The following is a 23084-nucleotide window of genomic DNA, read 5'->3' as shown; positions in this document are numbered from 1 at the left end:
GACTTTCGTGGAGTCATCCGCTGTGCGCGGACCGGTCTTTGAGCACGGCATCCAAGCGGTTGTATTTCTGCTCGGCCAACAGCCGATATTTGTCGATCCAACCGGTCAGCTCCGTGAGAAGTGCAGGATTCAGGTGGACCGGCCGGCGCTGCGCCTCGCGTGTGCGAGTCACCAAATGCGCCTGCTCGAGTACCTGAATGTGCTTCGAGATGCCCTGGATGGACATCTTGAACGGTTCGGCGAGTTCGTTGACGGTTGCAGGCCCGGTGGACAGCCGGGCGATGATCTGCCGGCGCGTCGGGTCCGCGAGGGCCAAGAAGGCCCTGTTGAGGTCTTGCTCGCCAAAGGACATGTATTCAACTCAATTCTTGATCAACCTTTCGGTTGATTACTACGATGCTCCGGTAACCGCCGGGAGTCAAGGGGTGAAGCGGCACGATCTGGGGGATTTTTCCCGGTCCACCGTAGGCTGCCCGGCGGACCTACTCGACGCCGGTCAGCGAGGCCACATAATCTCGTGCCGCGCCTGCATGGCTTGCCTGGATGCGCAGGAACAATTCGGCGCTGTGGTGGCCGGGCCAGTTCGCGGGCAGGCAGTTTTCCGGCAGCCCGGGGTCAAGGTAGGGGATGGTCCGCCAGGAATCGATGGCCCGCACATAGGTGGCGAAGCTTTCGGCGCGGCCGGCGCTTCCGGCTCCGGCCACGGCCTTGTTCTGTTCGAGGAATGTGTGGTGCAGCGCGGCCAGGGAGTCCAGGTCCCACCACGCGGCGGCCGAGGCCCGCGGTGTTCCGGTGGACTCCAGGAGATTGGAGACAAAGATCGTCGCGTGGTCCTCCAGGCCCAGCACGCGCAGGATCTCCCAGACCTCCGCCCGCAGGTAGTCGGGGAAAATCCAGAGGCCTGGTGCCACCAGGCCGCCGCCGATGCCCTGCAGGTACTTGCGCAGCTGGTGCCGGCGCTCGCGTTCGGCCTCCGGGATGGAGTAGGAGAGCAGGCACCATGCATCCTGGGTTCCCATGGCCCGCGGTTCGAAGATGCGTCGGTCTCCCCGTGCCAGGATGCGTTCGCCGGTGGCCGAGAGGCCGAGTCCCGAAACGTCCTCCCGCGCCCGCTGCTCGAGGATCCCCTTTTTCTTCAGTCGGGAAATTGCCGTCCGGGTCACCTGCGGGGAAGTGCCCAGCGCGTCCATCAGTGCAAGCAGGTGCGCCGAGGAGATCCAGCCGCCCAGCTCGCGCAGGTACAGGCCCACGATGGTGCGGACCAGGGAGGTGGTGCTGCCGGGGCGGGCGTCGAGGTCGTCTAGTTCCGAAAGCATGCGCGGGTGCTACTTGCCGATCTCGGTGCGCACGGCGAACAACTCCGGGAAGAACGTAAGATCCAGGGCGCGCTTGAGGAAGTCCACGCCGGACGAACCGCCGGTGCCCTTCTTGAAGCCGATGGTGCGCTGCACCACGCGCATGTGGCGGAACCGCCACGCCTGGAAGTTGTCCTCAAGATCCACAAGATCCTCGCATGCCTGGTAGAGGCTCCAGGTGGTGTCGTCGGATTCGTAGATGTCCTTGTAGATGGGGACCAGCGCGGCCTGGAAGACCCAGGGTTGGGTGACGTCGCGATCCAGGATTTCCTGGGGGACGGCATAGCCCGAACGGGCCAGGGCGCGAAGGAATGCATCGTAAACGGTCGGCTCGTGCAGGAGCTTGGTGAGAAGTTCGTGGGCCCCCGGATCGGATTCGAAGACCTCGAGCATGCCCTGGTGCTTGTTGCCCAGGATGAATTCGACGGCGCGGTACTGGTACGACTGGAACCCGGAGGAGGAGCCAAGGGACCCGCGGAATTGGGCATACTCGCGCGGGGTCAGTGTTGCCAGGACCGACCACTGCTCGGTGAGGGTCTTTTGGATGTGCTTGACGCGGGCCAGGCACTTCAGTGACTTCCCGATTTCGTCGTTGTCCATCAGTCGACGCGATTCGACCAGTTCGTGCAGCATCAGCTTGAGCCAGAGTTCGCTGGTCTGGTGCTGGATGATGAACAGCATTTCATCGTGGTGTTCCGGAACGCTGACCGGGTGCTGCGCGGACAGCAGGCGCTCGAGGTCCAGGTAGCTGCCGTAGGACATCGCGTTGCTGAAGTCGGTGCGGACGGTGTCTTCGATTTCGCGTGCACCCTCGGGTGTCTGTGCGTGTGGGCAGGCCATGGAAAAAGCGTATCATTTTCCCGACGAGCGTCAAGGTAGTGAAATCATGCTGCGTCTGAACCGCGGTGGCCCCTTGCCCCCAACCGGGCGACATGAAGGACCGCCAAGAGGCCCCTCACGCCCTGCATGGCGAATTGCCGAGGCCGTACGGAGCGAAACGGGCCGGAATCTCCATGTCCACGTTTTAGGGTGAGCTGGTCAAGGACGCCGCCTTGAGCGGCCGCGGTCACTGGATGCAGAACTCGTTGCCTTCCGGGTCGGCCATCACGATGTGCCAGTCGTTGTTTCCTTCGAACACGCCGGTGACCGTCGCGCCGGCTTTGACGCAGCGGTCAACGTGGGCTTGGGCTTCCGCGCGCCCTTCCTCCATCGTCGCGGCCCCCTCGCTGACATTGATGTCCAGGTGCACCCGGTTCTTTGCCGTCTTTCCTTCGGGCACCGGCTGGAAGTACAACCGGGGCCCCTTGCCTTCGGGGTCGGTGACCGCGCCGCGCCATTGGGATTCCGGGATTCCTTGGTCCACGGCGAAATCCGCCCAGCTTGAGAATCCTTCGGGAGGCTCCTGCAGGCTGTAGTTGAGGGCCGTCGCCCAAAAATGCGTCATCGTTTCGATGTCACGGCAATCAAAAGTTACTTGGAATTGATACGGCACGGGGCTACCTTCCGGTTCGGCTGCGACCCACTATGCCACGCCATGATTGGTCCGTCTGCGGCCTTGTTCCCTGACTCTGGTCGAACCGCTGCCGGGAACGCCTTCCCGGGTCCAATCCCGCAAAGATGAAACGACCTGCCCGTGTCCATCGTTGTGAACGGGTGCGAGCGAGACGTCGGCTGCGTCGGGGCCTCTGTGCTCGGCCCGCCCGTTGGTGGTCAACCGCGTGAGATTCCGTGTTTTGTGTCCTGATCTGTGGTTTGATGGGAAGTTGAACATGCATGACGTGGATGGCCAGGGGTGCCATTCGGACAATGGGGGACACATGAAGGCATTTACTCGTACACTCACCGCCTTGGCTGCGGCTGCTTCGATCGCGTTTTCCGGGGCTGCCGTGGCAATAGCCGCGCCTGTGGCACCGGCCCAGGCGATCGCTGTCGTTGCCGCCAAGAAGGCGCCGGCAATCACGATCAACAAGATCGCCAACAAGACGGTCAAGGGGTCGAACAAGGCCACCATCAAGCCGTCGGTCAAGGCGGCCAGGGGCGTCAAGGTCACCTCAAAGGTATTGACCGTTAAGCAGGGGAAGAAGACCGTTGCCAAGAACAAGGCGTCGGTCGCGCTGAAGGCCGGGACCTACAAGGTAACGACCAAGGTGAACTACAAGGTCGGCAAGAAGAAGCTCACGGCATCCAAGACGCAAACCCTGGTCATCAAGAAGGCCGTGGCAAAGAAGTCGTGGGCAGCGCCCACGGGCAAGAGCTGCCCCGCGGGCTTCCCTGTCAAGGGCAACCAGACCGGCAGCAACAAGGAATGGAAGTACCACGTTCGCGGCGGCCAGTATTACAACCGCACCGTTCCCGAGCAGTGCTTCAAGAACACGTCCGACGCGAGGAAGGCCGGATACCGCGCCTCAAAGCGCTAAGTCCGTTCCAGCCGTCGTTTGATCCGAGTGGTCCGCAGGCAAACTGTGGGCCACTCGTGTTTCTATGTGACTTCGGCGTTTTGCCTTGTTGATTCATCCTGAAAGAGCGTTTTGAAGCATCTGATTTCCCTTGTTGTCTCGGTCCTGATCGTGACCGGGGCGTTGGTGGCGGATCCCGGCACACAGGCCGGGATGGCACCGTCCACCGGCGACAGCCCCCTGTGGTCGAGCGACGCCTCGGCGTCCGTCGGCAGCGCGAAGGTCGCGCCCGGTGCCAAACTCAATGGACCCGGAGCGGTGTCGGTCCTGAACTCCCTGCCTGTCAAGGGCAAGGCGCCTGCCACCGGCTACGACCGGAACAAAAAGTTCGGGAATGGCTGGAAGGACTTCAACGGAAACAAGTGCGACGAGCGCCAGGACACGCTCAAACGCGACTTGTCGGCCGTGAAGTACAAAGACGCGAAGAAATGCCAACTTGCCTCCGGCGTCTTGGCCGACGCGTACACCGGGACCCGAATCAAGTGGAAGGTGAACAGCGGATCCGTTGACATTGACCATGTGGTGGCGCTGAAGAATGCCTGGGTTTCCGGCGGCCAGCAGCTATCCCAGAAACAGCGCCAGGGCCTGGCCAACGACCCGTTGAACCTCATGGCCTCACAGGCTTCGGCCAACCGTTCCAAGGGTGATTCCAACGCCGCCGAATGGCTACCGACCAACAAGGCGTTTCGCTGCCAGTACGTGGCCACGCAGATCAGCGTCAAGAAAAAGTACGCACTGTCGGTGACGGCGGCCGAAAAGAACGCCATGAAGCGCGTGCTCACGACGTGCCCGAAGCAAAAGGCCGCTGCAGTGACTCCCGTCAAGCCTCTGGCCAAGACTCCCGCCGCGCAAACCAAGAAGCCTCCGGCCACCGCGCCCAAGCCCAAACAGGTATCGCCCGGTTCCTACTGCGCGAAGGCCGACAAGGGAAGGACAGGCATTGGCAGAACGAACGGCAAGAGCTACACCTGCAAGACCAGCAACTCGGACACGCGCCTCCGTTGGCGCTAGCCCGGCCCGCAGCACCCGGACAACTGCAGGTCATGGAACTAGGCTGAATCGGCTGTCTGGCTCCATCGGGCCAGGCTATTGGGCTTGAAAGAACCGCCCGGTGCGCAAGGGCAGCACCTTGCCCAGATCGACGCCCTCGTCGGCGATCTGCAGCAGCAGGCGCTGCCGTTCGCCCGAGGAAATGTTCGCGGCCGAGCATCGCCTGGCCACCAATGCCAACCTGTCGGCCAGCTCATTCATGGGATCACCCGAATGCGCCTTGACCCAGTCATAGCGCACCGTGGAGCGGGAGAGCAGCTCATGGATCTTGTGCACTATCGACCTGGCCTCGGTGGACCTGGTCCGTGCATGGCTCATGGGATTGTTGAGCAGGTCAATGGCCATGAGCGAGTCCGAGCGAATGCGGAACCTGACCTTCCCGGCGAACAGCTCCTCGCGGTACCTGCTGGCATCCAGCAGCGCGTAGTAAATGGAATTGAGTTCGCCCTGCAGGATTTCCTTGCCGATGGCAGCGAAGGCGTTGATCGTCGGTGGCGTACCCCGCCCGTAATCCAGGATCCAGCCATGGCCCATCAGCGGGCTGTGCCAACTTCGCGAGGCATCGGTGGTGATCGTCAGCTCGGAGTAGAAATCCTCGATGCGATCCTGGAGCAGGGCCATGGCGGCCCGCGCCCCGGCAAGGGGCCGGAACTGTTCCGAGACCTCGAACCCCAGCTGCCCCAGCGCCTCGGGCAAACGGATATGTCCCTCGAGCAACACGTTGTCGCAGTACACGGATTCCGACGCGTTGCAGCGCACCGCGCGAATGGCCTTGTCGAGGTGGGTCAGCAGGACACCGAGCCGGTGCCCGGATTCGTGGACGGGCAGGACGCCGCATCGTTGCCCGACGACCTGGAACGAGACGGTGCGAACCACTGCCCAGAACAGGATCTGGTTGTGGTGCCGCACCTCCACGGTGACCCCGGAGCGTTCGGTGACGGTCTGGACCGCAGGAATGAACCGCGCGGAGGGAGGCGTCGGGCGTGGTGCCTGCATGGTCTCCTCCTCGATTCGGGGATCGGCCGGTCCTGCTTGCGGAACATCCGATGTCCCAAAGCTACCTAAAATACCGTCCCGTGGGGATAGCCAATGGGCATCCATTCGTGAAGCCGCCGGCCTGGACGCGGAAATTGCGCTCCTCGCCTCCTGCGGGCCGGCGACCCGCCCGGCGTCGTCCAGCGGGCACCTGGCCAGGTGGCGCACCCGGGTGAGCCTAGGATGGATGTGTCAACGAGGAACTCTAGATGAAGCGGGTCCGCACAGGCATGGAAACACGGCCGTCCAAGCTGCAGCACCAGCAGCTGATCGTCACCCTCTTCGGGCTCTATGGCCGCGCGGCGGACGGTACCTTCCCGGTGGCCGTGCTGGTTGACATGCTCGGCGCCCTGGGGATCGAGCCGCCGGCAGTGCGCTCGACGGTGTCCCGGCTCAAGCGCAACGGGGTGCTGGTCAGCCGCCCTGACACCCGCGCCGCCAGCTACAGCCTTTCGGCGGGCGTGCTCGATGCCTTTGAAGAGGGCGACCAGCGCATCTATGCCCCGGAACGGTCGCACCCCAACGATCCCTGGTCGTTGGTCATATTTTCCGTGCCCGAAGCCGAGCGCAACCGCCGGTACGAGTTGCGGACGGAACTGAACAGCCTGGGCTTCGGCGCGGTGGGCGCCGGCGTCGCCATCGCCCCGAGCAATGTCCTCCCGCAGGCCATGGCGCGGCTCAAGGACCGGGGGCTTGACCGGTACGTCGAGTACTTCAGCGCCGACTACCTGAGCCAGGAAGACATCAGGGCCAAGATCCCGCAGTGGTGGGACCTGCAGGAGCTCGACGAGCAGTACCGGGACTTCCTTGCCCTCTATGGAACCGCCGAGGCCCAATGGTCAGCACGGCTTTCAGCTGCCGGTGGGGCCATGGAGCCCGCCGGCGAGCTTGCCGGGGAGGCCTTCGCCTTCTACGTTCCCATGCTCACGCTCTGGCGCCGTTTCCCCTACCGGGACCCGAACCTGCCGTTGGAATTCCTTCCGGACGGCTGGAAGGCGCCTGCGGCCAAGCATGCGTTCTGGGCCCTTGACGCGCTGCTTGCCCCCGTGGCCAGGACCTATGCGCTTTCGCTCCTGGGTGCGCGGGGTTCGGGCCCGAAAGCGTTGGCCATCCAGGACAGCGCCCCTGCCCAGTGAACGGCTGAGGGGTCGATGGCCTCGAGGTGGCCCAGCGCGGCGAATTCGCGCAGCCGGAGCGCTGAGCCCTGCGACCGCGCGGTGGCCGCGAAGGATCGTGAATGCCCGATCGGCACGCGGTTGTCATTGACCCCGTGCAGGACCAGCGTCGGCGTGGCGCCCAGCGGTTGCCGGACGGGGGATGCAGCCTCGTAGGTCTCCGGTGCCTGGGCGGGGGAGGTGCGGAAATATTCGGCCGCCGCACCGTCTCCCAGGTCCTCCAGGTAGGTTCGTTTCACGTCGGTGACCGGGGCCAGTGCCACGACGCCGTCGGCCAGCCGGGCGGTAAGCAACGCCAGCTGCCCGCCCACCGAATGGCCCACCGAGACCAGCGGCCCCGGGATGCTTTCCCTTCGCATCATGGAATTGAGGCTGCCCAGCGCCGCCGCGGTGTCCCGAAGCGGGTCGGGCCACGGGCCGCCGGCCCCGCGCCGGTATTCGATGTTGGCGGTGATCCACCCCTCGGCGCGCAGCGATGCGGCGAGCGGTTCCATCAGCGAAGCGGTGAGGTGCGAGCGCCAATAGCCCCCGTGGACCAGCGCGGCGATGCCGCGCAGTTCCGTGCCGGGCGCGGGGCGGGCAAGCACGAGGTGCTGGGCCTCGTCGGGGCCGTAGGACAGGATCCCGGACAACGGGGTGGTGCTGGTCATGGCGTTGGCTCCTTGGCGGGAACGATGGATGGGCAGTGCCGGCCGCCGAAGCGGCCGACACTGCCCTCGACTTTAGCGGTGGCTAGGCGCCGGGGACGGCTCCCGGCGGCAGGAAGTTGACGTCGCGCAGGGCCGAAAGCCGGACGACTTCCTCCGGATCGGAGACGTTGTGCAGCTCGTCGAAGAGCGTGGAGAGCTGTCCCGACGGGCTGACCCAGAAGAGGGACTTCCCGGGTGTTTCGTGCTTGTTGTAGTAGGCGTGGGGCAGGCCCATGGGCATGCGTACGGTGTCACCCGGTCCGGCGGTGGTCCACTCGCCGTCGAGGTAGAGGGTGTAGACGCCCTCCATGATGAAGATGTGCTCGTCCTGGGTCGGGTGCACGTGCGGGGGCACCCCGGTGCCGGCCGGATCCAGGGAGAGCCAGGCGAACGAGGAAGAGCTTTCGACCTTGGACAGATAGGTGTGTCCCAGCACGTTCCAGGTCTTGTTTCCCATGGCCTCGCTGGCCAGGGTGATGCCCTTGGGCAGATCGCCGAGAATGATTTCCTGGCCCTGTTGGATTTCCATTGCAGCTCCTTGTCGTGTGCTTCCTTGGTGGACCCAGCATGGCAGAGAAACCCCTTGGTATGCAATAGGTATTGCGATCGCAAGTTCTAGTGCATATGATGTGGATCACGCTTGGGGGCGTGCGCTGCTGCGAGGCCAACATGCGGCGTGCTTGAACCAACCACCGAACCGGGCAAGAACCGACAGCCCTTCACAATGAAGCGAGGCGCCAGCGTGAGTACCAAGAAATTTAGCGGCATGAGTGTGCATACCCTGGGAACGGGAGGTGGGCCGATCGTCTCAAGTTCGAGAGCCGGCACCAGCACCGCGGTCCGGGTCGACGATGCCACCTACGTCTTCGATGCCGGCATGGGCAGCATCCGCAATTACCGGTCGCACTGCGAGTGGGGACAGCTGCGCGGCATCTTCCTCACCCACCACCACTCCGACCACATCTACGACCTGGGTTCCTTCCTGGTCACCGGCTGGCAGGTGCCCGGCGAGTCCTTCGCCGCGCCGATCGAGGTCTTCGGCCCCGGCAAGCCTGCCCGCATCCCGGCACTCGATGCGGACCACGCCCGCGACATCGACGCCCGCGTGGGCAAACGCGAAATGACCTCGACCACCGAGATCGTCGACGCCCTGCTCGATACGGTCTTCGCCTCCGACATCGCCATCCGCATGGCCGACGAGGGGCGCGGGGAGCCGCATGAATGGGTGCGCGGGCACGACATCGAGATCCCCGCGGCCGCGGGTGCCGACCCGGTGGCCAACAGGCACCCGGTGATGGAGCCGTTCGAGATCTACCGCGACGAGCTCGTGGTCGTTTCGGCCATCCTGGTCGACCACCGGCTGTGCTTCCCGGCCTTCGGGTTCCGCATCGACTCGCGCCACGGCTCGGTCGTGATCTCGGGGGACACCGCATACTCGGAAAACTGCATCAGGCTCGCCCGGGGCGCCGACCTGCTGCTGCACGAGGTCATCGACCTGCCCTCCATCCTGGCGACCTTCCCCGATGGTCCCACCCGCGAGGGGATCGAGGTCCACCTGCGCGAATCGCACACGCCCTTTGCCGACGTTGGCAAGGTCGCCGCCGCGGCCGGGGTCAAGGCGCTGGTGCTCCACCACATCGTTCCCAACACCCCGGGCACCGCCGACCTGGCTGCAATGGACGAGGCGGTCCGCCGGGACTTCGCCGGCACCGTACACATTGCCGAGGACAACGACGTCTTCTTCCCCCGGGATCCCGGAACCAATAGTGTTGAAACCGCAGGACTTGAAAGCATCGGAGCAGGCGCATGAGCACCTCGGAGCACGTCCAGCCGCACACCCTTCGTGCGGCCGTCAAATACGGGAAAATGAATCGCCGGGCATGGATTGTCACGTCCCTGCTGGTCGTCTTCCAGATCATCAACTTCGCCGACAAGGCGGTGCTGGGCCTCGTCGCCGATTCGGCCATCAAGGAACTCGGCCTCACCGCGGGCCAGTTCGGACTCATCGGCAGCGCATTCTTCTTCCTCTTTGCCATCGCCGCGGTGGCCGTGGGCTTCCTTGCCGGCAAGGTCTCCACCCGCTGGATCCTGCTGACCATGGGCATCAGCTGGGCCGTGCTGCAGTTCCCGATGCTGTTCGGGGGCGGCGCCGCGGTCCTCCTGGTCACCCGCATCCTGCTCGGCGGGGCCGAGGGCCCGGCAACCCCCATTTCCCTGCAGCACGTCCACGGCTGGTTTCCGGCCAAGGAGCGCGGCTTCCCCTCCAGCATCATTGCCATTGGCTCCACGCTCGGACCCATCATCGCCGCCCCCATCCTGGCCGGCATCATCGCCCACCCGGCACTCGGCTGGCGTTGGGCCTTCGGGTTCCTCGGCATCGTGGGCCTGCTCTGGAGCGTTGTCTGGTTCCTCGTCGGGCGCGACGGACCCTACAGCCACACCACCGGGAAAAGGGCCGCCGCGGAGGCGGAGCCGGTGGAGGCCGCGGCGCCCCGGGAGCAGTCGGCCGCCGGAAAGCCAAGCGCAAGCATCACCGAACGCGCCGACCTCCTCAAGCTCGTCCCCATCCGCCGGGTGCTGGGCTCCAGGATGTTCCTGGCCGCGGTCCTGGCCGGCGCCGGCTGCTTCTGGGCCCAGGGCTTCCTGACCACCTGGTCGCCGAAGTACCTCGGCTCGGTGGTTGCCCTCTCGCCCGAGATGATCGGGCTGGTCTCGACCTTCCCGTGGGTCATCGGGGCGCTGGCGCTGCTGGTGCTGGGATACACCTCCCGCTACCTGATGCGCCGCGGCGTCACGGTGCGCTGGGCCATGGGCGCCCTGTTCGGCGCGTCCCTGTTGGCCTCGGGCATCTGCTTCACCGTGCTGCCGCACCTGCACGGCTATGCCGCGGTGACGGCGCTGACCCTCGGCGCCGGATTGGCGATGATCTACCCGCTGGCCCCCACCGCCATCGCGTTCTGCGTCGCCTCCAAGCAGCGCGCGGCCATCATGGCCACGCTGACCGGGCTGGCCTCGGTCGGCGGCGTCGTCGCCCCGGCCATGGTCGGATCGCTCATGGACCGCGCCGGGTACGTGCCCGGGCCCAAGGGCGTGCGCGACAGCGTCGAAATGGCCTCGTTGCTGGCCCAGGGCATGAACTCATCGTTCTCCATGATCGGGATCTACCTCATCGTCGTGGGCGTCATCTGCGTCCTGTTGCTGAACCCGGACCGCACCGCCGAGCGGCTGCAGACCCGGTTCGCCTTCAACGGATAGCCCGGGCCAGGCGCCGGAACCCTCCGCGGGGCGCGGGGGAGGAATCTTCCTTCCCCGCGCCCCGCGCGTTTTTCATCCGGGGCCTTCCCCGGCCGGCCACCCTCCGCTTCCCGGGCCGGTCATGGTGAACGTGGCCGCGACGGCGGCGGAGAACCCGTCGGAGGCAAAGAGCGCATGCGCCAGCGCATCCCGGGCGGCCGCCGCCGGTCCGCCCAGGGGGCGGCCCAGCGCCATGTTCACCCGGGCCTGCCGGGCGGCGCGCCGGGCAGCGGCCAGCCGCCGGCGGGAGACGCCGGCAAGCTGCTCCTCGATCCGCTCCCGGGGCAGCCTCCCGCCCAGCGCCGCATCCAGGACCGGGGCCAGCTCGGCGGCGTCGAGCAGGCCCAGCGTCATGCCCTGGCCCCCGATGGGGCTGACCTCGTGGGCGGCATCGCCGATCAGGACGAGGTTCGGGTGGTTCATGGATTCCACGGCAAAATTCGCCGTCCCGAATTCGCTGAGCATGGAGTTTTCGCCTCCCTCCACCCGGTGGCCGGTCCGCTGCGCGATGAGCTCGGGCAGGGACGCGGTCCCCGAATCCCGGAGCCGGGCGACCCAGCGCCGCCGGTTCCCCGGCAGCGGAAACGACTCGGTGATCCCGTGCCCGTGCAGGAACAACACCGCGGCCGGCCCGAGGCCGGTGCGATCCGGGTAGTCGCCCATGAGGTAGCGATCGGGCAGGTCCCGGCCGCGGAACGGGAGCCGGGCCGCCCGCCGCACGGCCGAGCGGGTGCCGTCGGCCCCGACGACGAAGCGGCACCGTAGCCGCGTGCTCCCGCCGCCGGCGTCGTCGGCCTCGACGTCGTGGAACCCCGGGTGCGCGGCGAACGCGGTGAACTCGTGGCCGGCCAGCAGCGCCGAGGGATCCAGGGCTTCCAGCCGTTCGCGCAGCAGGGCGACGGTCTGGTTTTGCGGCAGTGACAGGACGAAGCGGTGCCCGGCGGGGATGGAACCGAACCCCAGTTCCGCCACCTCCCGCCCCCGGGAAATGCCCACCCCGCGGGTGATCGGCACCCCGGCTTCTAGTGCCGCGGCGCCGACGCCGAGGCGGTCCAGGACCGCAAGACCCGGAGGATGGATCCCGATGGCCCGCGAATGCTCCCCGATGGCGGTGCGGGACTCGAGCACGCGCACGCTGCGGCCGGCCTCCAGCAGCAGGATCGCCAGTGCCATCCCGCTGGGTCCGGCCCCGACCACGACGACGTCGATCATCTGTCCGCCGAATGTTCCCCGTGCCAGATGGCCAGGTTCCGGTACAGCCCCGCGGCGTGCGCATGCCAGCCGGGCGGCAGCACCCGGGCGAGCTCGTCGCGGGTGAAACTGCGCCTGATGGAGGTGAGCCCGTCGCGCCTGATGAACGAGCTGCCGGCCAAGGGCAGGGTGGCCAGCCCGAAGAACAGCAACGCGCTGCTGCGGCGCCGGATGTCGCTGTGGATCGCCAGCGAGCGGGCCAGCCGCCGGCTGTCGGCGAAAATGCCTGCAAGCGCGGGCGGGTCCAGGTGGTGCAGGACGTGGTTGGAGATGACCACGTCGAACACCTCGCCCCCGGCCACCAGGTCGGCACTTGCGGCCCGCCGGAATTCCAGCTCGCCGGGGCCGAACCCGGCTGCCGCGCCGGCCCGGGAGGCGAAGTCGTGGGCGCGCGGGTCCGGGTCGATGCCCGTCACCTTGACCCTGTAGCCGTCAGCCTGCGCCCAGCGCAGCAGCGCCAGGGCGATGTCCCCGCCGCCGCAGCCGATGTCCAGGATCGTGGCGGTCCGCCCGCGGGGCAGCGCGGGGCGCACCAGGCGCAGGTACACGTCCCGCCAGCCGGACACGCAGCGGTTCACCAGCGGGAACTGCGCGTACGTCCGCTCCAGCAGCACGGGGTCGGCATCGGGCCTGTCCATCTGCTCGATTGCCGCGATGTCCCGTTGCATGGCCGCCGCGCTCAGCCCCGCCGGCCGGAGACCAGGGTCATCAGGGAGGTCTCGACGGTCAGGCCGGGGCCGAAGGCCATGGAACACACGCGCTCGCCGGTGGCTGATGCGCGTCCGAGGTGCTCGTCCATGATGTCCTTGAGCACGAACATCACCGTGGCGCTGGACATGTTCCCGTAGTCGTTGAGGATCCGGCGCGCGGGCATCAATTGGCCGTCGCCCAGCCCGAGGCGTTTTTGCACGCGGTCAAGGATGGCCCGGCCCCCGGGGTGGATGCCCCAGTGCGGGATCTGAGCATAGTCCGCGCCCAGGGTGTCGTCGCGGGCCAGCAGCGGTTCCAGGGCGCCGACGATGTGTTCGTCGATGATGTGGGGGACATAGGTTCCCAGAACCATTTCAAAACCCTCGTCGCCGATGTTCCAGGCCATGGCCTCCTCGCCCACCGGGGTCAGCACCGTCTCGAAGTGGTCAAGCCGCAGGCCGGGCCCGGGGTGGGTGCGGGCCGTGACGATGGCGGCGGCAGCCCCGTCGGCGAAGAGCGCCGATCCCATGATGGTGTCGGGGTCGTTGGAGCTGCGTACGTGGATGGAACACAATTCGGCGCAAACGACCAACACCACGGCCTCCGGATCGGCCTCGCAAAAGCTCTTGGCGGCCCGCAGGGCCGGGAACGCGGCGTAGCATCCCATGAACCCCAGGTGGTAGCGCTGGGTTGCCGGACTCAACCCCAGCGCCCTGACCAGCTGGTAATCGGGCCCGGGGTTGTAGAAGCCGGTGCAGGACACCGTGATCACGTGGGTGATGTCGCCCGGTCCAAGATCGGCGCAGGCATCCAGGGCCTTTTGCGCCGAATCAATATAGAGCCCGGGGGCGGTGGCCGCAAAGACCTCGTTGCGTTCCCTGGTGCTGGGCCGCAGCAAAAGCCCGGAGTCGGCGTCGAAGAAGAGCGGGTTCTCGGCCACCGTTTCGGTGGTGAACTCGGTGACCGCGGTGTGCCGGGTCGATATTTGGGCCGAATCAAAAGACGTGTTGATCAGGCGCTGGCCCAGCCGGGTCAGGCCGGGTTGGGCGCCAAAGACGTCACGGGCCTTGTCCTGGTACAGGATGGTGGGCGGGACTGCTGTTTGGATGGTTCTCATCATCACCGGCATAGTGCCGAGCCTATGGCCCGATGCCCCCGCGGTAAAGGGTGTTGCGCATCGCCCCGGGCCGGCCAAGCCCGGCGGCGCCCCCGGCGGAAAGGGTCGAAAAAATTGCTGGCATCCTCTCGACCGCAGGAGTATCGTCTTTATGTGGGGAGACCAACCGCGGTCGTAAGTGATCCCCGACCCCAGGGTGAGAGGTAATTGATGCCAGACAAATCACCACATAGACACGAACACAAGAAGCCTGCAGGCAAGTCGATCAAGGCGCGACGCGCGGAGAAGCGCTCGAAGAACGCACCTGAGACAGAGACCGAGCAGGTAACCCACATCAAGAAACACTGAGCAACTTGATGATTGGAGATGGTTTCGCGGAAGCGGGGAAGAACAGACATCTTCCCCGCTTCTTCCATGTCCGGCGCAGGACCCGATCGCGGCCGGTTTCCGGCCCAAAAAGTTTTTTGGCATGTTTCCAATCCGTTTGCGGACCGGCACCGAATGCTCCATGACAGCCCGAACCAACAGTGGTCGGGACGGCGCGGAGGCCAAGGGGCCGACGCCAAGCAAGGAGCATGACATGAAGCGCATGAACAGCAAGTTTGCCGCAGCACTCGGACTGATTGCAGTTGCCACCGTGGGCCTGACCGCTTGCTCGGCGGGCACCGGTGCCAGCGAATCGATGGCACCGTCCTCCTCGGCCGCCTCCTCCAGCAGCGCGGCGGCCCCGAGCAGCTCGGCCGCGGCCATGGACCCGGCAGCCAACCTCGTGGGCTCCGGTTGCGCCGCCTACGCCGAGGCCGTCCCGAGCGGCGAGGGTTCGGTTGCCGGAATGGCGAAGGATCCGGTGGCGGTTGCGGCCTCGAACAACCCGCTGCTCAAGACCCTCACCGCGGCGGTGTCCGGCAAGCTCAACCCGAAGGTCGACCTGGTTGACACGCTCAACGGCGGCGAGTTCACCGTGTTCGCGCCTGTTGACGAGGCCTTCGCCGCCATCCCGGAAAAGGATCTCAACGCGGTGGTCGCCGACGCCGATACGTTGAGCACCATCCTGACGTACCACGTGATTCCGGGCCAGATCGCCCCGAGCGACATCGCCGGCAGTCACACCACCGTCGAAGGACAGGACGTGAAGGTCACCGGCAGCGGCGACAAGCTCATGGTCAACGGCGCATCGGTGATCTGCGGAGGCGTCCAGACCGCCAATGCAACCGTCTACCTGGTGGACACCGTGCTGATGCCCCCGGCCAAGAAGTAACGGCAGCGCCTCGCACTGCGGCAGGTCAACCCACCAGGGGGTTGGCAACCGGTGGAACGTTCCATCGGTTGCCGGCCCCCTGCGGTTTACTTGCCCCGGTCGGAAGCTTCGGCGGGCAGGGAACCTGGATTCCTGCCCGCCGCACCAGAAAGGATGAAGGACGGGGCCTGGAATGCATGAGACGCTTTATCGCATGAGCTCACACCTACCCGGTGGCACGGACCAAACTTCCGCCCCCACCACCGAAGAACTGATGCTCGGGATCGCCACAGGTGACGAGAACGCCTTTGAGGAACTCTACGACCGTCTCTCGCCCCAGGTCTTCGGCCTGATCCGGCGCATCCTGAAGGATCAGGCACAAAGCGAGGAAGTCACCCAGGAGGTGTTCGTCGAAGCCTGGCAGCAGGCGGCGCGCTATGACGCAGCCCGCGGCAAGGCGATCACCTGGCTGCTGACCTTGGCGCACCGCCGGGCGGTTGACAGGGTCCGCGCCAGCCAGGCCAGCAAGGACCGCGACCTGCGCGAAGGCATCAAGGACTTCCAGGCGAGCTACGATGACGTTGAGGAAACGGCCATCGCCCACGATGAGGGACAGCGCGTCACCCGGGCGCTGGAAAAGCTCAGCGCAAACCAACGCGATGCGATCCAACTGGCTTATTTTGGCGGCTATACACACCTTGAAGTCGCCGAGTTGCTCAAGATCCCGGTGGGAACGGCAAAGACACGAATACGCGACGGAATGAACAAACTTCGAGACCTGATGGGAGTGGCGTGATGGACAAGGACAAGAACGAGCTGACCGGCAGCTTCGCCCTGAACGCACTGGGCGACGCGGAACGCGAGGAACTCCTCCGCCATGCCGAAACCTCCGAAGAGGTCCGCAGGGAAGTGGATGCACTGCAGGAAACGGCTGCGCTTCTGGGCCTCTCCGCCGCCCCCGCGGCCCCGCCGGCCAGGGTCAAGGCCAGCATCATGGCCTCCATCCGCAACACCCCGCAGCTGCCGCCGGCCGTCTCAGCGCAGGACGTTCCGTCCGAGGCAACGCCTGGGTCCACCGCAGCGCAGGAGCCCTCGGTGTCCGTTGCTTCCGGGCACGGAAGCGAGGACGCCGCGGAACCCCCGGCCACAGCCGACCCGGTTCCCGGGAGGGCCGCGTCGCCGGCCCTCCCGGCGAAGTCAAGCCAACGGATGTTTGCCCTGGCGGCCAGCGTGCTGTTGGTGGCCGCCGGCGTGCTGAGCGGCGTGGTGGTCAACCAGAACGCACAGCAGCAAAAACTCGAGGAACAGTTGGCCGCGCTGACCACCCAGCAGTCCGAGTTGACCCGCATCCTGACAGCTTCTGACGCCCAGTCCAAGAGCCAGAAACTGGACGACGGGGCAACCGTCACCCTTGCCTATTCAGCATCGGAGGGCAAGATGGCGGTGACCACCGCCGGCCTGCCTGCCCTGCCCAGCGACAAGGGCTACGAACTCTGGTTGATCTCCGGCACCGGGGCAGTACCCGCAGGAATGGTCGACGGGTCACAGGCAGATGGCATGGTCATGGTTACCGGGGCGATGGAGGGCGTGACGCACTTCGGCATCACGGTGGAACCGGCCTCCGGTTCCCCGGCACCCACCACCGAGCCGATCCTCGTCCAGGAGCTTTAGGCTCCCGGGTGAAAAGCCGGTCTCCATCCAATCCGCTGGTGGTAGCGTTCCGAATACGTAGTGGTTAGTCGTTCCCCGCAGTCGCGGGGAGGAGGAATCACAACGTACGGGTGGGTGAAATCATGAACAAGTTAACAGCGAAAAGGCTGCGGGACCTGGGCGCCTTCGGGCTCGCGGGATTCGCGTCGGCTGCCGTGCTCTTTTCCGTGGCTCAATTTGTGTCGGCCTTTTTCGCCACATCTTCGGCACCCTTGGTGGCCATGGGTTCGGTGTTCATCGACCTGACGCCGCCATGGCTCAAGGACTTCGCCATTGCCGCCTTCGGCACCAATGACAAACTGGCACTCTTCATTTCCATCGGCGCGATAGCAGCCATCGCCGCGGTGCTGCTGGGGATCCTGGCCAGGCGCAGCTTTGCCTCGGCGGCCACCTGCATCGTCATCCTCGCCGTGGCAATCGGAGCGGCCGTGCTTTCCCGGCCGGCCACCGGACCGGTGGACGTGACCCCCATCATCTTGGGGGCGGTCGCAGGCCTGGCCGTGCTGCGGTGGCTCACGACCCTTGCCGGAAAGGCGCGGCCGACCGCGCCGGAAGCGGTTCCGTCCTCCGGCGCCTCGCGCCGGAACTTCCTCCTGGCCACGGCCGTGACGCTGGTGGGCGCCGCCGTGGCCACCGGTGTCGGCAAGTCCTTGGCAACGGCACGAAACCTCGCGGATGCGGCACGTTCGTCGCTGGGACTTCCAGCGGCCAAGGTGACGGCGAAGGCACCCCCGGCGGAGGCACAGGTCGATCTGGCGGGCATGCCCCGGTTCATAACGCCAAACAAGGATTTCTACCGGATCGACACGGCACTTTCGGTGCCGCGCATCAATCCGTCCGAGTGGTCATTGCGGGTCCACGGCATGGTGGAGAAGGAATTCACCATGGGCTTCGAGGAGCTGCTGGCCGAAGACCTGGTGGAAAGCTACCTGACCCTGACCTGTGTTTCGAACCCCGTCGGCGGCCAGCTGGTGGGCAACGCAAAGTGGCTGGGCTACCCGCTGCGCCTCCTCTTGGAGCGGGCGGTGCCCCAGGACGGCGCGGACATGGTGCTGTCGACCTCGATTGACGGCTTCAGCGCCTCCACTCCGCTGGAGGTCCTCACCGACGACCGCATGGCGCTGCTGGCGGTCGGCATGAACGGGGAACCCCTGCCGCTCGAGCACGGATTCCCGGTCCGCATGGTGGTTCCCGGTCTCTATGGATATGTCTCGGCCACCAAGTGGGTCGTGGACCTGGAGGTCACCCGTTTCGCGGACAAGGTCGCCTACTGGACCACGCGTGGATGGTCGGATCGCGGGCCCATCAAGCTCTCCTCGCGGGTGGACGTGCCGCGGTCCTTCGCCAGTGTTCCGTCCGGAAAAGTTGTCATGGGCGGAACCGCCTGGGCGCAGACCCGAGGCATCTCCAAGGTCCAGGTGCAAATCGACGACGGCGAGTGGATGGACACGGAACTGGGTGCCGAGGCCTCCGTGGACACCTGGCGCCAGTGGCGCTACGAATGGGACGGCGGATCCACCGGAAACCACGTGGTCAGCGTCCGTGCCTTTGACGGGCAAGGGGAAATGCAAACCAGCGAGAAGGCCGACCCCGTTCCCGACGGGGCCAGCGGCTGGCAGCGCGTCCAGTTCTCCGTTGAATAGGCCGCCGCTCGCCTGACTAGGTGTACATGAGCGAGCCCGGGGTGGTCAGTCGCTCGCCGGTCTCCAGCCAGGTCTTCATGCCGGAGAGGATCATGGGCCAGCCGCCGTATAGCTGCTGGTTTGCGTCGTCCCGGAGCCGGTCATGGGTGACCGTCAGCAGGCATGAATCCTCGATCTGGCTGATTTCGTAGGTTATCCGGGACTCGCCTTCGGCCTTCACCTCGTCGTCCCACAGCGCGGTCATGCTCATCACGAGCCTGCGGGGAGCGTCGACCTCCAAGACGGTTCCCTCGCCCAGCGGTCCCTGGGCATTGGGGTTTTGGGTGGCGTAAACGGACCCGGGTGTCCAGTCGGTGACGAAGGTGTTCCCGAAGTAGTAGACGGCCGTTTGCTCAGCGTCTGTCAGCGCCGCCCAGATCCTTTCCGGCGTGGACTTGATGTAGAACTCATAGATCTTTTCCATGTGCACAGGGTAGTCCCGATCCGCGGGGGCGTCCGGGTGCCGCAGTTACTTTCCTGAACACGGTCCGGCAGGAGAGCCAAGCCCCGGCCGTCCCGTTTCCCCGTTTCAGGTGCAGCTGGACGGTCGGCGTCTTGGCCGTGGCCGTGGGTTGGTCACCCGAAGCCATTTCTTGTCGTGAGAAGATCTTGAAGGCAGGTCGGGTGATGACCACACCCCGCTTTTGAAAGGATGGTGAGCATGCCTCGCGATTCTTCACCGTATCAACGCCAGCTCACCTCCGTGTTCGCATCCCTTGGTGAGCAAGGACGAGCCAAGCGCGTTGAAGACCGCATTGTCTCGGGCATTGCCGCAGGGATCCTGCTCGATGGTGACAGGCTTCCCAGCGAGGCCGAACTGGCGTCCTCCCTCGGAGTTGCCACCATGACCGCGCGCGAAGCCCTAGTTTCCCTGCGGTCCATGGGGTTGGTGAAGACCACCCGTGGCCGTGAAGGCGGAACGTTCATCACGCTGTCCGATGGCGATCGATGCGGCCTCCTGCAAGACCGACTGGGGTCCATGAGTCGGGTGGAACTACGCGACCTGGCAATCCACTACGCAGCCATCGCCTCCACCGCGGCAGAGCTTGCGGCAGGTGCCGCCGACGAGCGAGATGTCGGCAGCCTGCGCCGGCTTCTGGAAAGCCGGAGCGCGGGCAGCGGCACGGGCGGGTCCGTGGTCGGTGAGTTCCTGCTCGAGCTCGCCGCACTAAGCCAGTCGGCGAGGCTCACCCGTGAGCACGTCAGGCTGCACACGGATTTCGGTTCGCTGCTGGCCTTGGCCCACGCGGATCCCGCGTTCGATGCCCGGATGATCGGCCTGTGCGGTGACATCCTTGAAGCGATCTCCGGCACGGATCCGGCCCTGGCGCGAAAGCTGGTCAACGACTATGTCAGGGACGGCGTCATCTGGCTCATCGCTGACCAGGCCCGGGTCCGGATGCGGATCGAGAAGCAAGAGAGAACAAGGCCCGAAAGCCCCGTGCGGAGGATCTCATGACCGAAAACAATGCCACCGGCAACGGCGCCGACGTGTCCTATTTCTTCGAGTCCCTGCTGCTTGACCTGAATGCATGGGCGGAGCAGATAGGCAGGATTTTTGAATCCCGGGATGAAGCCCCCGGGCCACGGGAACTCGATGCGGCTTTCCATCCGCTGGTCGACCAGTTCCTGGACCGGGAGACCCATCCATTGGTCGGCGCGGGATTCGTCGCCGCCCGCGATGCACTTGCCGGGGCCCCCTGGCATATGGCCTGGTGGCAGGGCGAAGCCAAGGAACGACTGCTCAGGCTGACCATGGAATCGGCGGGCGAGACCTATTCGCGACGGGAGTGGTTTACCGTACCCATGGATACCGGTGAGGGACATATTGCCGGACCGTACGTCGATTTCCTCTGCACCGATGAATACACGTTGACGTTCACCGTCCCGGTGACGGCGAAAGGGAACTTCGTCGGTGTTGCCGGTGCCGACGTCTTGGTCGAGACCATCGAGCTGCTGCTCGTTGACCGACTCCGCGACATTGACCGGCGCGCCGCGCTGGTCAATGTCAATGGCCGCGTCGTCGTTTCGGCCGATCCGCAGCTGGCCGCCGGGAAGCTGCTGGTTCGTGGCTGGCAGGATTCACGGGATTCCACCCTGCCTGTTGCCGGTGGCGACCTTGGCTTTGACAAGGTTCTGCTCAGTCGCTGCGGAACGTTGCCGCTAGCCATCGCGGTGCCTGCCTGAACCCGGGTCCGTGGCATTTGAAACCGCTAGAAACAGCGGCGAATTCGGCGTAGTCTCAGGAGTAGGCGGAAGAACCGTAGATCGGAAGGCCGCCCAAGGGAATGCGGAGACTGCACATGGATAATGCACACAGCACGGTGCCGACGGCTGGCTTGCTCTAGGCAGGCAATGTGCGTCTCCTGCACGGGCATTCCAAGCGCGCAGTGACCTTGTAAAACCATTCTCCTTCGCGCGGCCCCCCTCATTGGCGGCAAGCCCTCAGTGGACGGGAACATCGGCAACCCCTGGCACCCGGAACCACGACCCTAAAATCATTGCCATTGCTTCGGCGACTAAGGAGCGCGTGATGAGCAAAGACACCAACGTCCAGCCAGACCTCGATGTCGAGGCCGACGACACCGTGGAGACAAGACCACGGAAACCATCCCCGGACGAGCTGCCCGATGGTTCAGGCAACGACGCGCACAGGCATCTCGATTCGGATGCAGAAGGCCGCTTCGACGCCGGGTAGGATCGGCAATTCGCCGGGCACCACCTCCGAACCATGGAGTGCCGGAGCCAAGCACGATCGAGGTGGCCGCGGGCCGGGTTGAGGGCCCGGGAGCCACCGGGTGGCGTGTGGGCACGCAGCCCCGCTAGAAACTTCAGGTCAAACACATTCGAAGGATGTGAATAGTCATGACACAGAATGCACATATTCCAGCACCGCGCGAGGAACCCAAGGCAAAGCTGAGGGTGTCGAGGATTCACCACGCCAACGGGTTGTTGATCGGTGGCGGATTGACCGCACTGCTCTTCTTGCTGTTTATCATCACCGGCGGCGTCACGCTGGGAACAGTGATCAGCCCGCTGTGGATTGGGTTCATCATCGGTGTCCTGGTCGCGCTTCTTGGGGCCTTCCGCATGGTTCGCGGCCCCGAAGCATTCGGCCTGGGCGACACGGAACACAAACACCCGGCCGCGTAAAACAACACGGGTGAAATCACGGAGGCCATCGTCTTGCCGCCCCCAGGGCAGACGGTGGCCTCCGTGTGCGCAGCGGACAGAAAAACATTCGTCGTATCGCCAAGGTGTCTTGGCCGTGGTGTAGGCACGCAGCCGATTAGGCTGAGGACCAGTACCAAGAAAGGGACCTGCACCTGATATGAGACGTGTCTTGGCCTACTTGCTGCGCATTGGCGGTTGCATTGCCATCGTTGCGGCCGTGGTCGCCCAATTGCAACAAAGCATCAAAAACGAAGGTTCGGGCCAGGGCGAAGTGGATTTTGTCATCCAGAATTTCTTCTCGTTCTTCACCATTGAATCCAATGTCTTGGCCGCGATTGTCTTGTTTGTGGGCATCTTTACGCTGTCTTCGAGGAGCGAGCCCCGCGGGTGGAGCATGATCCGGGCCTCGGTCGCCACCTATATGGCCACCACCGGCGTGGTCTACAACCTGTTGCTGCGGGGCATTGAACTGCCGCAAGGCACCACCGTTCCCTGGTCCAACGAGATTCTTCATGTCATTGCGCCCGCGATCATGGCGCTGGATTGGCTCATCGCGCCGGGACGCCGACCGCTGCACGCCAAGGTGCTGTGGGGGATTGTGGCCTTTCCCATTCTCTGGGCCGGCTATACCCTGGCCCGCGGTGTCATGGTGCTTGACCCGCGTACCGACCTGCCCTGGTATCCCTATCCCTTTCTGGACCCAAACACGAGTGCAAACGGATATTTCTCTGTCGGCTTCTACGTGGCACTCATCGCCATGGTCATCGGCGTCGTCGGCGCCGGGATGTTGTGGCTTAGCCGCGTGCGGCGCCGCACCCCGTAATACCGGCATAGCGGCCTGCGATAGCCTGGGGGCTTGGAGACCCCGGGAGTCCGGCGGTAGCCGCAAAGGCTGGTTGGACGGAGTGGAATGCGCGATCGCGTGATCTGGGTGGTTGTAGCAATGGTGCTTGCCGCCATGGGGATTTCGCTTTGGTCCGATGCCCCTGTCGCCGCGGTGGGCGCCTGTGCGGCCGCGGCGTACTCCTTGGTTTCGGCCATCCGCGGCCATTGCCTTGGGGGCACCTGCATACCGCCCGCTGCGGGCGAGGGAGACACGCAAAAAAATCAAGAGGCCGACCGGGAATGAATTGGCGACCCTCGGGGTTTTACATGCAAAGACATGTATT

24 protein-coding genes and 1 pseudogene are annotated in these 23084 nt (G+C 65.3%); 14 read left to right on the top strand and 11 right to left on the bottom strand.

Annotation, left to right across the window (positions count from 1 at the left end):
* Positions 1–13: 13 nt before the first annotated feature.
* From AC6CHY_RS09000 to AC6CHY_RS08985, 4 genes are all read right to left on the bottom strand, one after another.
* Positions 14–352: an ArsR/SmtB family transcription factor gene (locus tag AC6CHY_RS09000; RefSeq protein ID WP_217388511.1), complete on the bottom strand. Its 339-nt coding sequence runs from the start codon at positions 350–352 to the stop codon at positions 14–16.
* 130 nt (positions 353–482) lie between these two features.
* Positions 483–1316 (bottom strand): PaaX family transcriptional regulator, encoded by an 834-nt coding sequence (locus AC6CHY_RS08995; protein WP_217388512.1) that lies wholly within the window; start codon positions 1314–1316, stop codon positions 483–485.
* 9 nt (positions 1317–1325) lie between these two features.
* Complete coding sequence (gene kynA / locus AC6CHY_RS08990) at positions 1326–2195, bottom strand: tryptophan 2,3-dioxygenase (RefSeq protein ID WP_217388513.1); 870 nt, start codon at positions 2193–2195, stop codon at positions 1326–1328.
* 226 nt (positions 2196–2421) lie between these two features.
* Positions 2422–2847 carry a VOC family protein gene (locus AC6CHY_RS08985; RefSeq protein WP_217388514.1) on the bottom strand — a complete coding sequence of 142 codons (426 nt, stop codon included), beginning with the start codon at positions 2845–2847 and terminating at the stop codon, positions 2422–2424.
* Between the two features lie 325 nt (positions 2848–3172).
* Between AC6CHY_RS08985 and AC6CHY_RS08980 the strand changes: the two genes are divergently transcribed.
* Both AC6CHY_RS08980 and AC6CHY_RS08975 read left to right on the top strand, forming a co-directional pair.
* Entirely contained in the window at positions 3173–3772 is a 600-nt protein-coding gene (locus AC6CHY_RS08980) for a sunset domain-containing protein (protein WP_498226561.1), read from the top strand.
* Between the two features lie 111 nt (positions 3773–3883).
* Positions 3884–4822 (top strand): HNH endonuclease family protein, encoded by a 939-nt coding sequence (locus AC6CHY_RS08975; RefSeq protein ID WP_498226560.1) that lies wholly within the window; start codon positions 3884–3886, stop codon positions 4820–4822.
* Positions 4823–4897: 75 nt separating this feature from the next.
* Here the strand turns inward: AC6CHY_RS08975 and AC6CHY_RS08970 are convergent, their stop codons facing one another.
* Positions 4898–5857 carry a ribonuclease HI gene (locus AC6CHY_RS08970; protein WP_498226559.1) on the bottom strand — a complete coding sequence of 320 codons (960 nt, stop codon included), beginning with the start codon at positions 5855–5857 and terminating at the stop codon, positions 4898–4900.
* A gap of 248 nt (positions 5858–6105) precedes the next feature.
* Here AC6CHY_RS08970 and AC6CHY_RS08965 point away from each other — a divergent pair, with 248 nt between their 5' ends.
* Positions 6106–7032 carry a PaaX family transcriptional regulator gene (locus AC6CHY_RS08965; protein WP_498226558.1) on the top strand — a complete coding sequence of 309 codons (927 nt, stop codon included), beginning with the start codon at positions 6106–6108 and terminating at the stop codon, positions 7030–7032.
* On the opposite strand, the gene AC6CHY_RS08960 is transcribed toward AC6CHY_RS08965, so the two are convergent.
* On the bottom strand, positions 6954–7721 hold the full coding sequence (locus tag AC6CHY_RS08960; RefSeq protein WP_498226557.1) for an alpha/beta hydrolase family protein: 768 nt from the start codon (positions 7719–7721) through the stop codon (positions 6954–6956). The genes AC6CHY_RS08965 and AC6CHY_RS08960 overlap by 79 nt on opposite strands.
* Before the next feature lie 82 nt (positions 7722–7803).
* Positions 7804–8289 (bottom strand): cupin domain-containing protein, encoded by a 486-nt coding sequence (locus AC6CHY_RS08955; RefSeq protein WP_217388519.1) that lies wholly within the window; start codon positions 8287–8289, stop codon positions 7804–7806.
* A gap of 237 nt (positions 8290–8526) precedes the next feature.
* Between AC6CHY_RS08955 and AC6CHY_RS08950 the strand changes: the two genes are divergently transcribed.
* Positions 8527–9570, top strand: coding sequence for an MBL fold metallo-hydrolase (locus AC6CHY_RS08950; RefSeq protein WP_217388520.1), 1044 nt, complete (start codon positions 8527–8529; stop codon positions 9568–9570).
* Positions 9567–11015, top strand: a complete 1449-nt coding sequence (locus tag AC6CHY_RS08945; RefSeq protein ID WP_498226556.1) for an MFS transporter — start codon at positions 9567–9569, stop codon at positions 11013–11015. The genes AC6CHY_RS08950 and AC6CHY_RS08945 overlap by 4 nt, the downstream gene beginning before the upstream one ends.
* 72 nt (positions 11016–11087) lie before the next feature.
* On the opposite strand, the gene AC6CHY_RS08940 is transcribed toward AC6CHY_RS08945, so the two are convergent.
* Genes AC6CHY_RS08940 through AC6CHY_RS08930 form a run of 3 tightly spaced genes read right to left on the bottom strand, consistent with a single transcriptional unit; the run spans position 11088 to position 14124 of the window.
* Positions 11088–12266, bottom strand: a complete 1179-nt coding sequence (locus tag AC6CHY_RS08940; protein WP_498226555.1) for an FAD-dependent oxidoreductase — start codon at positions 12264–12266, stop codon at positions 11088–11090.
* Complete coding sequence (locus tag AC6CHY_RS08935; RefSeq protein WP_498226554.1) at positions 12263–12973, bottom strand: methyltransferase domain-containing protein; 711 nt, start codon at positions 12971–12973, stop codon at positions 12263–12265. Before AC6CHY_RS08935 ends, AC6CHY_RS08940 begins: the two co-directional genes overlap by 4 nt.
* Positions 12974–12984: 11 nt before the next feature.
* Positions 12985–14124 (bottom strand): type III polyketide synthase, encoded by a 1140-nt coding sequence (locus tag AC6CHY_RS08930; protein ID WP_498226553.1) that lies wholly within the window; start codon positions 14122–14124, stop codon positions 12985–12987.
* 568 nt (positions 14125–14692) lie between these two features.
* Between AC6CHY_RS08930 and AC6CHY_RS08925 the strand changes: the two genes are divergently transcribed.
* The 4 genes from AC6CHY_RS08925 to AC6CHY_RS08910 all read left to right on the top strand — a co-directional run bounded on the left by AC6CHY_RS08925 (position 14693) and on the right by AC6CHY_RS08910 (position 18702).
* A complete protein-coding gene (locus tag AC6CHY_RS08925) occupies positions 14693–15370 on the top strand; it encodes a fasciclin domain-containing protein (protein WP_217388525.1) in 678 nt (225 codons plus the stop codon).
* Between the two features lie 193 nt (positions 15371–15563).
* Entirely contained in the window at positions 15564–16145 is a 582-nt protein-coding gene (gene sigK / locus AC6CHY_RS08920) for an ECF RNA polymerase sigma factor SigK (RefSeq protein ID WP_217388526.1), read from the top strand.
* The gene (locus tag AC6CHY_RS08915; protein ID WP_217388527.1) at positions 16145–17020 is read left to right on the top strand and encodes an anti-sigma factor; all 876 of its coding nucleotides are present in this window, start codon (positions 16145–16147) and stop codon (positions 17018–17020) included. The genes sigK and AC6CHY_RS08915 overlap by 1 nt, the downstream gene beginning before the upstream one ends.
* A gap of 122 nt (positions 17021–17142) precedes the next feature.
* Positions 17143–18702 carry a molybdopterin-dependent oxidoreductase gene (locus tag AC6CHY_RS08910; protein ID WP_498226552.1) on the top strand — a complete coding sequence of 520 codons (1560 nt, stop codon included), beginning with the start codon at positions 17143–17145 and terminating at the stop codon, positions 18700–18702.
* 16 nt (positions 18703–18718) lie between these two features.
* Here the strand turns inward: AC6CHY_RS08910 and AC6CHY_RS08905 are convergent.
* Positions 18719–19165 (bottom strand): annotated as a pseudogene (locus AC6CHY_RS08905) (SRPBCC family protein); the annotation flags it as partial.
* Positions 19166–19402: 237 nt separating this feature from the next.
* Between AC6CHY_RS08905 and AC6CHY_RS08900 the strand changes: the two are divergent.
* From AC6CHY_RS08900 to AC6CHY_RS08880, 5 genes are all read left to right on the top strand, one after another.
* A complete protein-coding gene (locus AC6CHY_RS08900) occupies positions 19403–20200 on the top strand; it encodes a FadR/GntR family transcriptional regulator (protein WP_498226551.1) in 798 nt (265 codons plus the stop codon).
* On the top strand, positions 20197–20928 hold the full coding sequence (locus AC6CHY_RS08895; RefSeq protein WP_498226550.1) for a cache domain-containing protein: 732 nt from the start codon (positions 20197–20199) through the stop codon (positions 20926–20928). The genes AC6CHY_RS08900 and AC6CHY_RS08895 overlap by 4 nt, the downstream gene beginning before the upstream one ends.
* A gap of 346 nt (positions 20929–21274) precedes the next feature.
* Positions 21275–21439 (top strand): hypothetical protein, encoded by a 165-nt coding sequence (locus tag AC6CHY_RS08890; protein WP_217388532.1) that lies wholly within the window; start codon positions 21275–21277, stop codon positions 21437–21439.
* 167 nt (positions 21440–21606) lie between these two features.
* A complete protein-coding gene (locus tag AC6CHY_RS08885; protein ID WP_498226549.1) occupies positions 21607–21894 on the top strand; it encodes a hypothetical protein in 288 nt (95 codons plus the stop codon).
* A 190-nt stretch (positions 21895–22084) separates the two neighbouring features.
* Positions 22085–22738 (top strand): Pr6Pr family membrane protein, encoded by a 654-nt coding sequence (locus AC6CHY_RS08880; protein WP_498226548.1) that lies wholly within the window; start codon positions 22085–22087, stop codon positions 22736–22738.
* Positions 22739–23084: the final 346 nt, after the last annotated feature.

This window comes from Paeniglutamicibacter sp. GQ140 (assembly GCF_059759235.1).
This window is presented reverse-complemented; position numbering and strand designations above follow the sequence as displayed.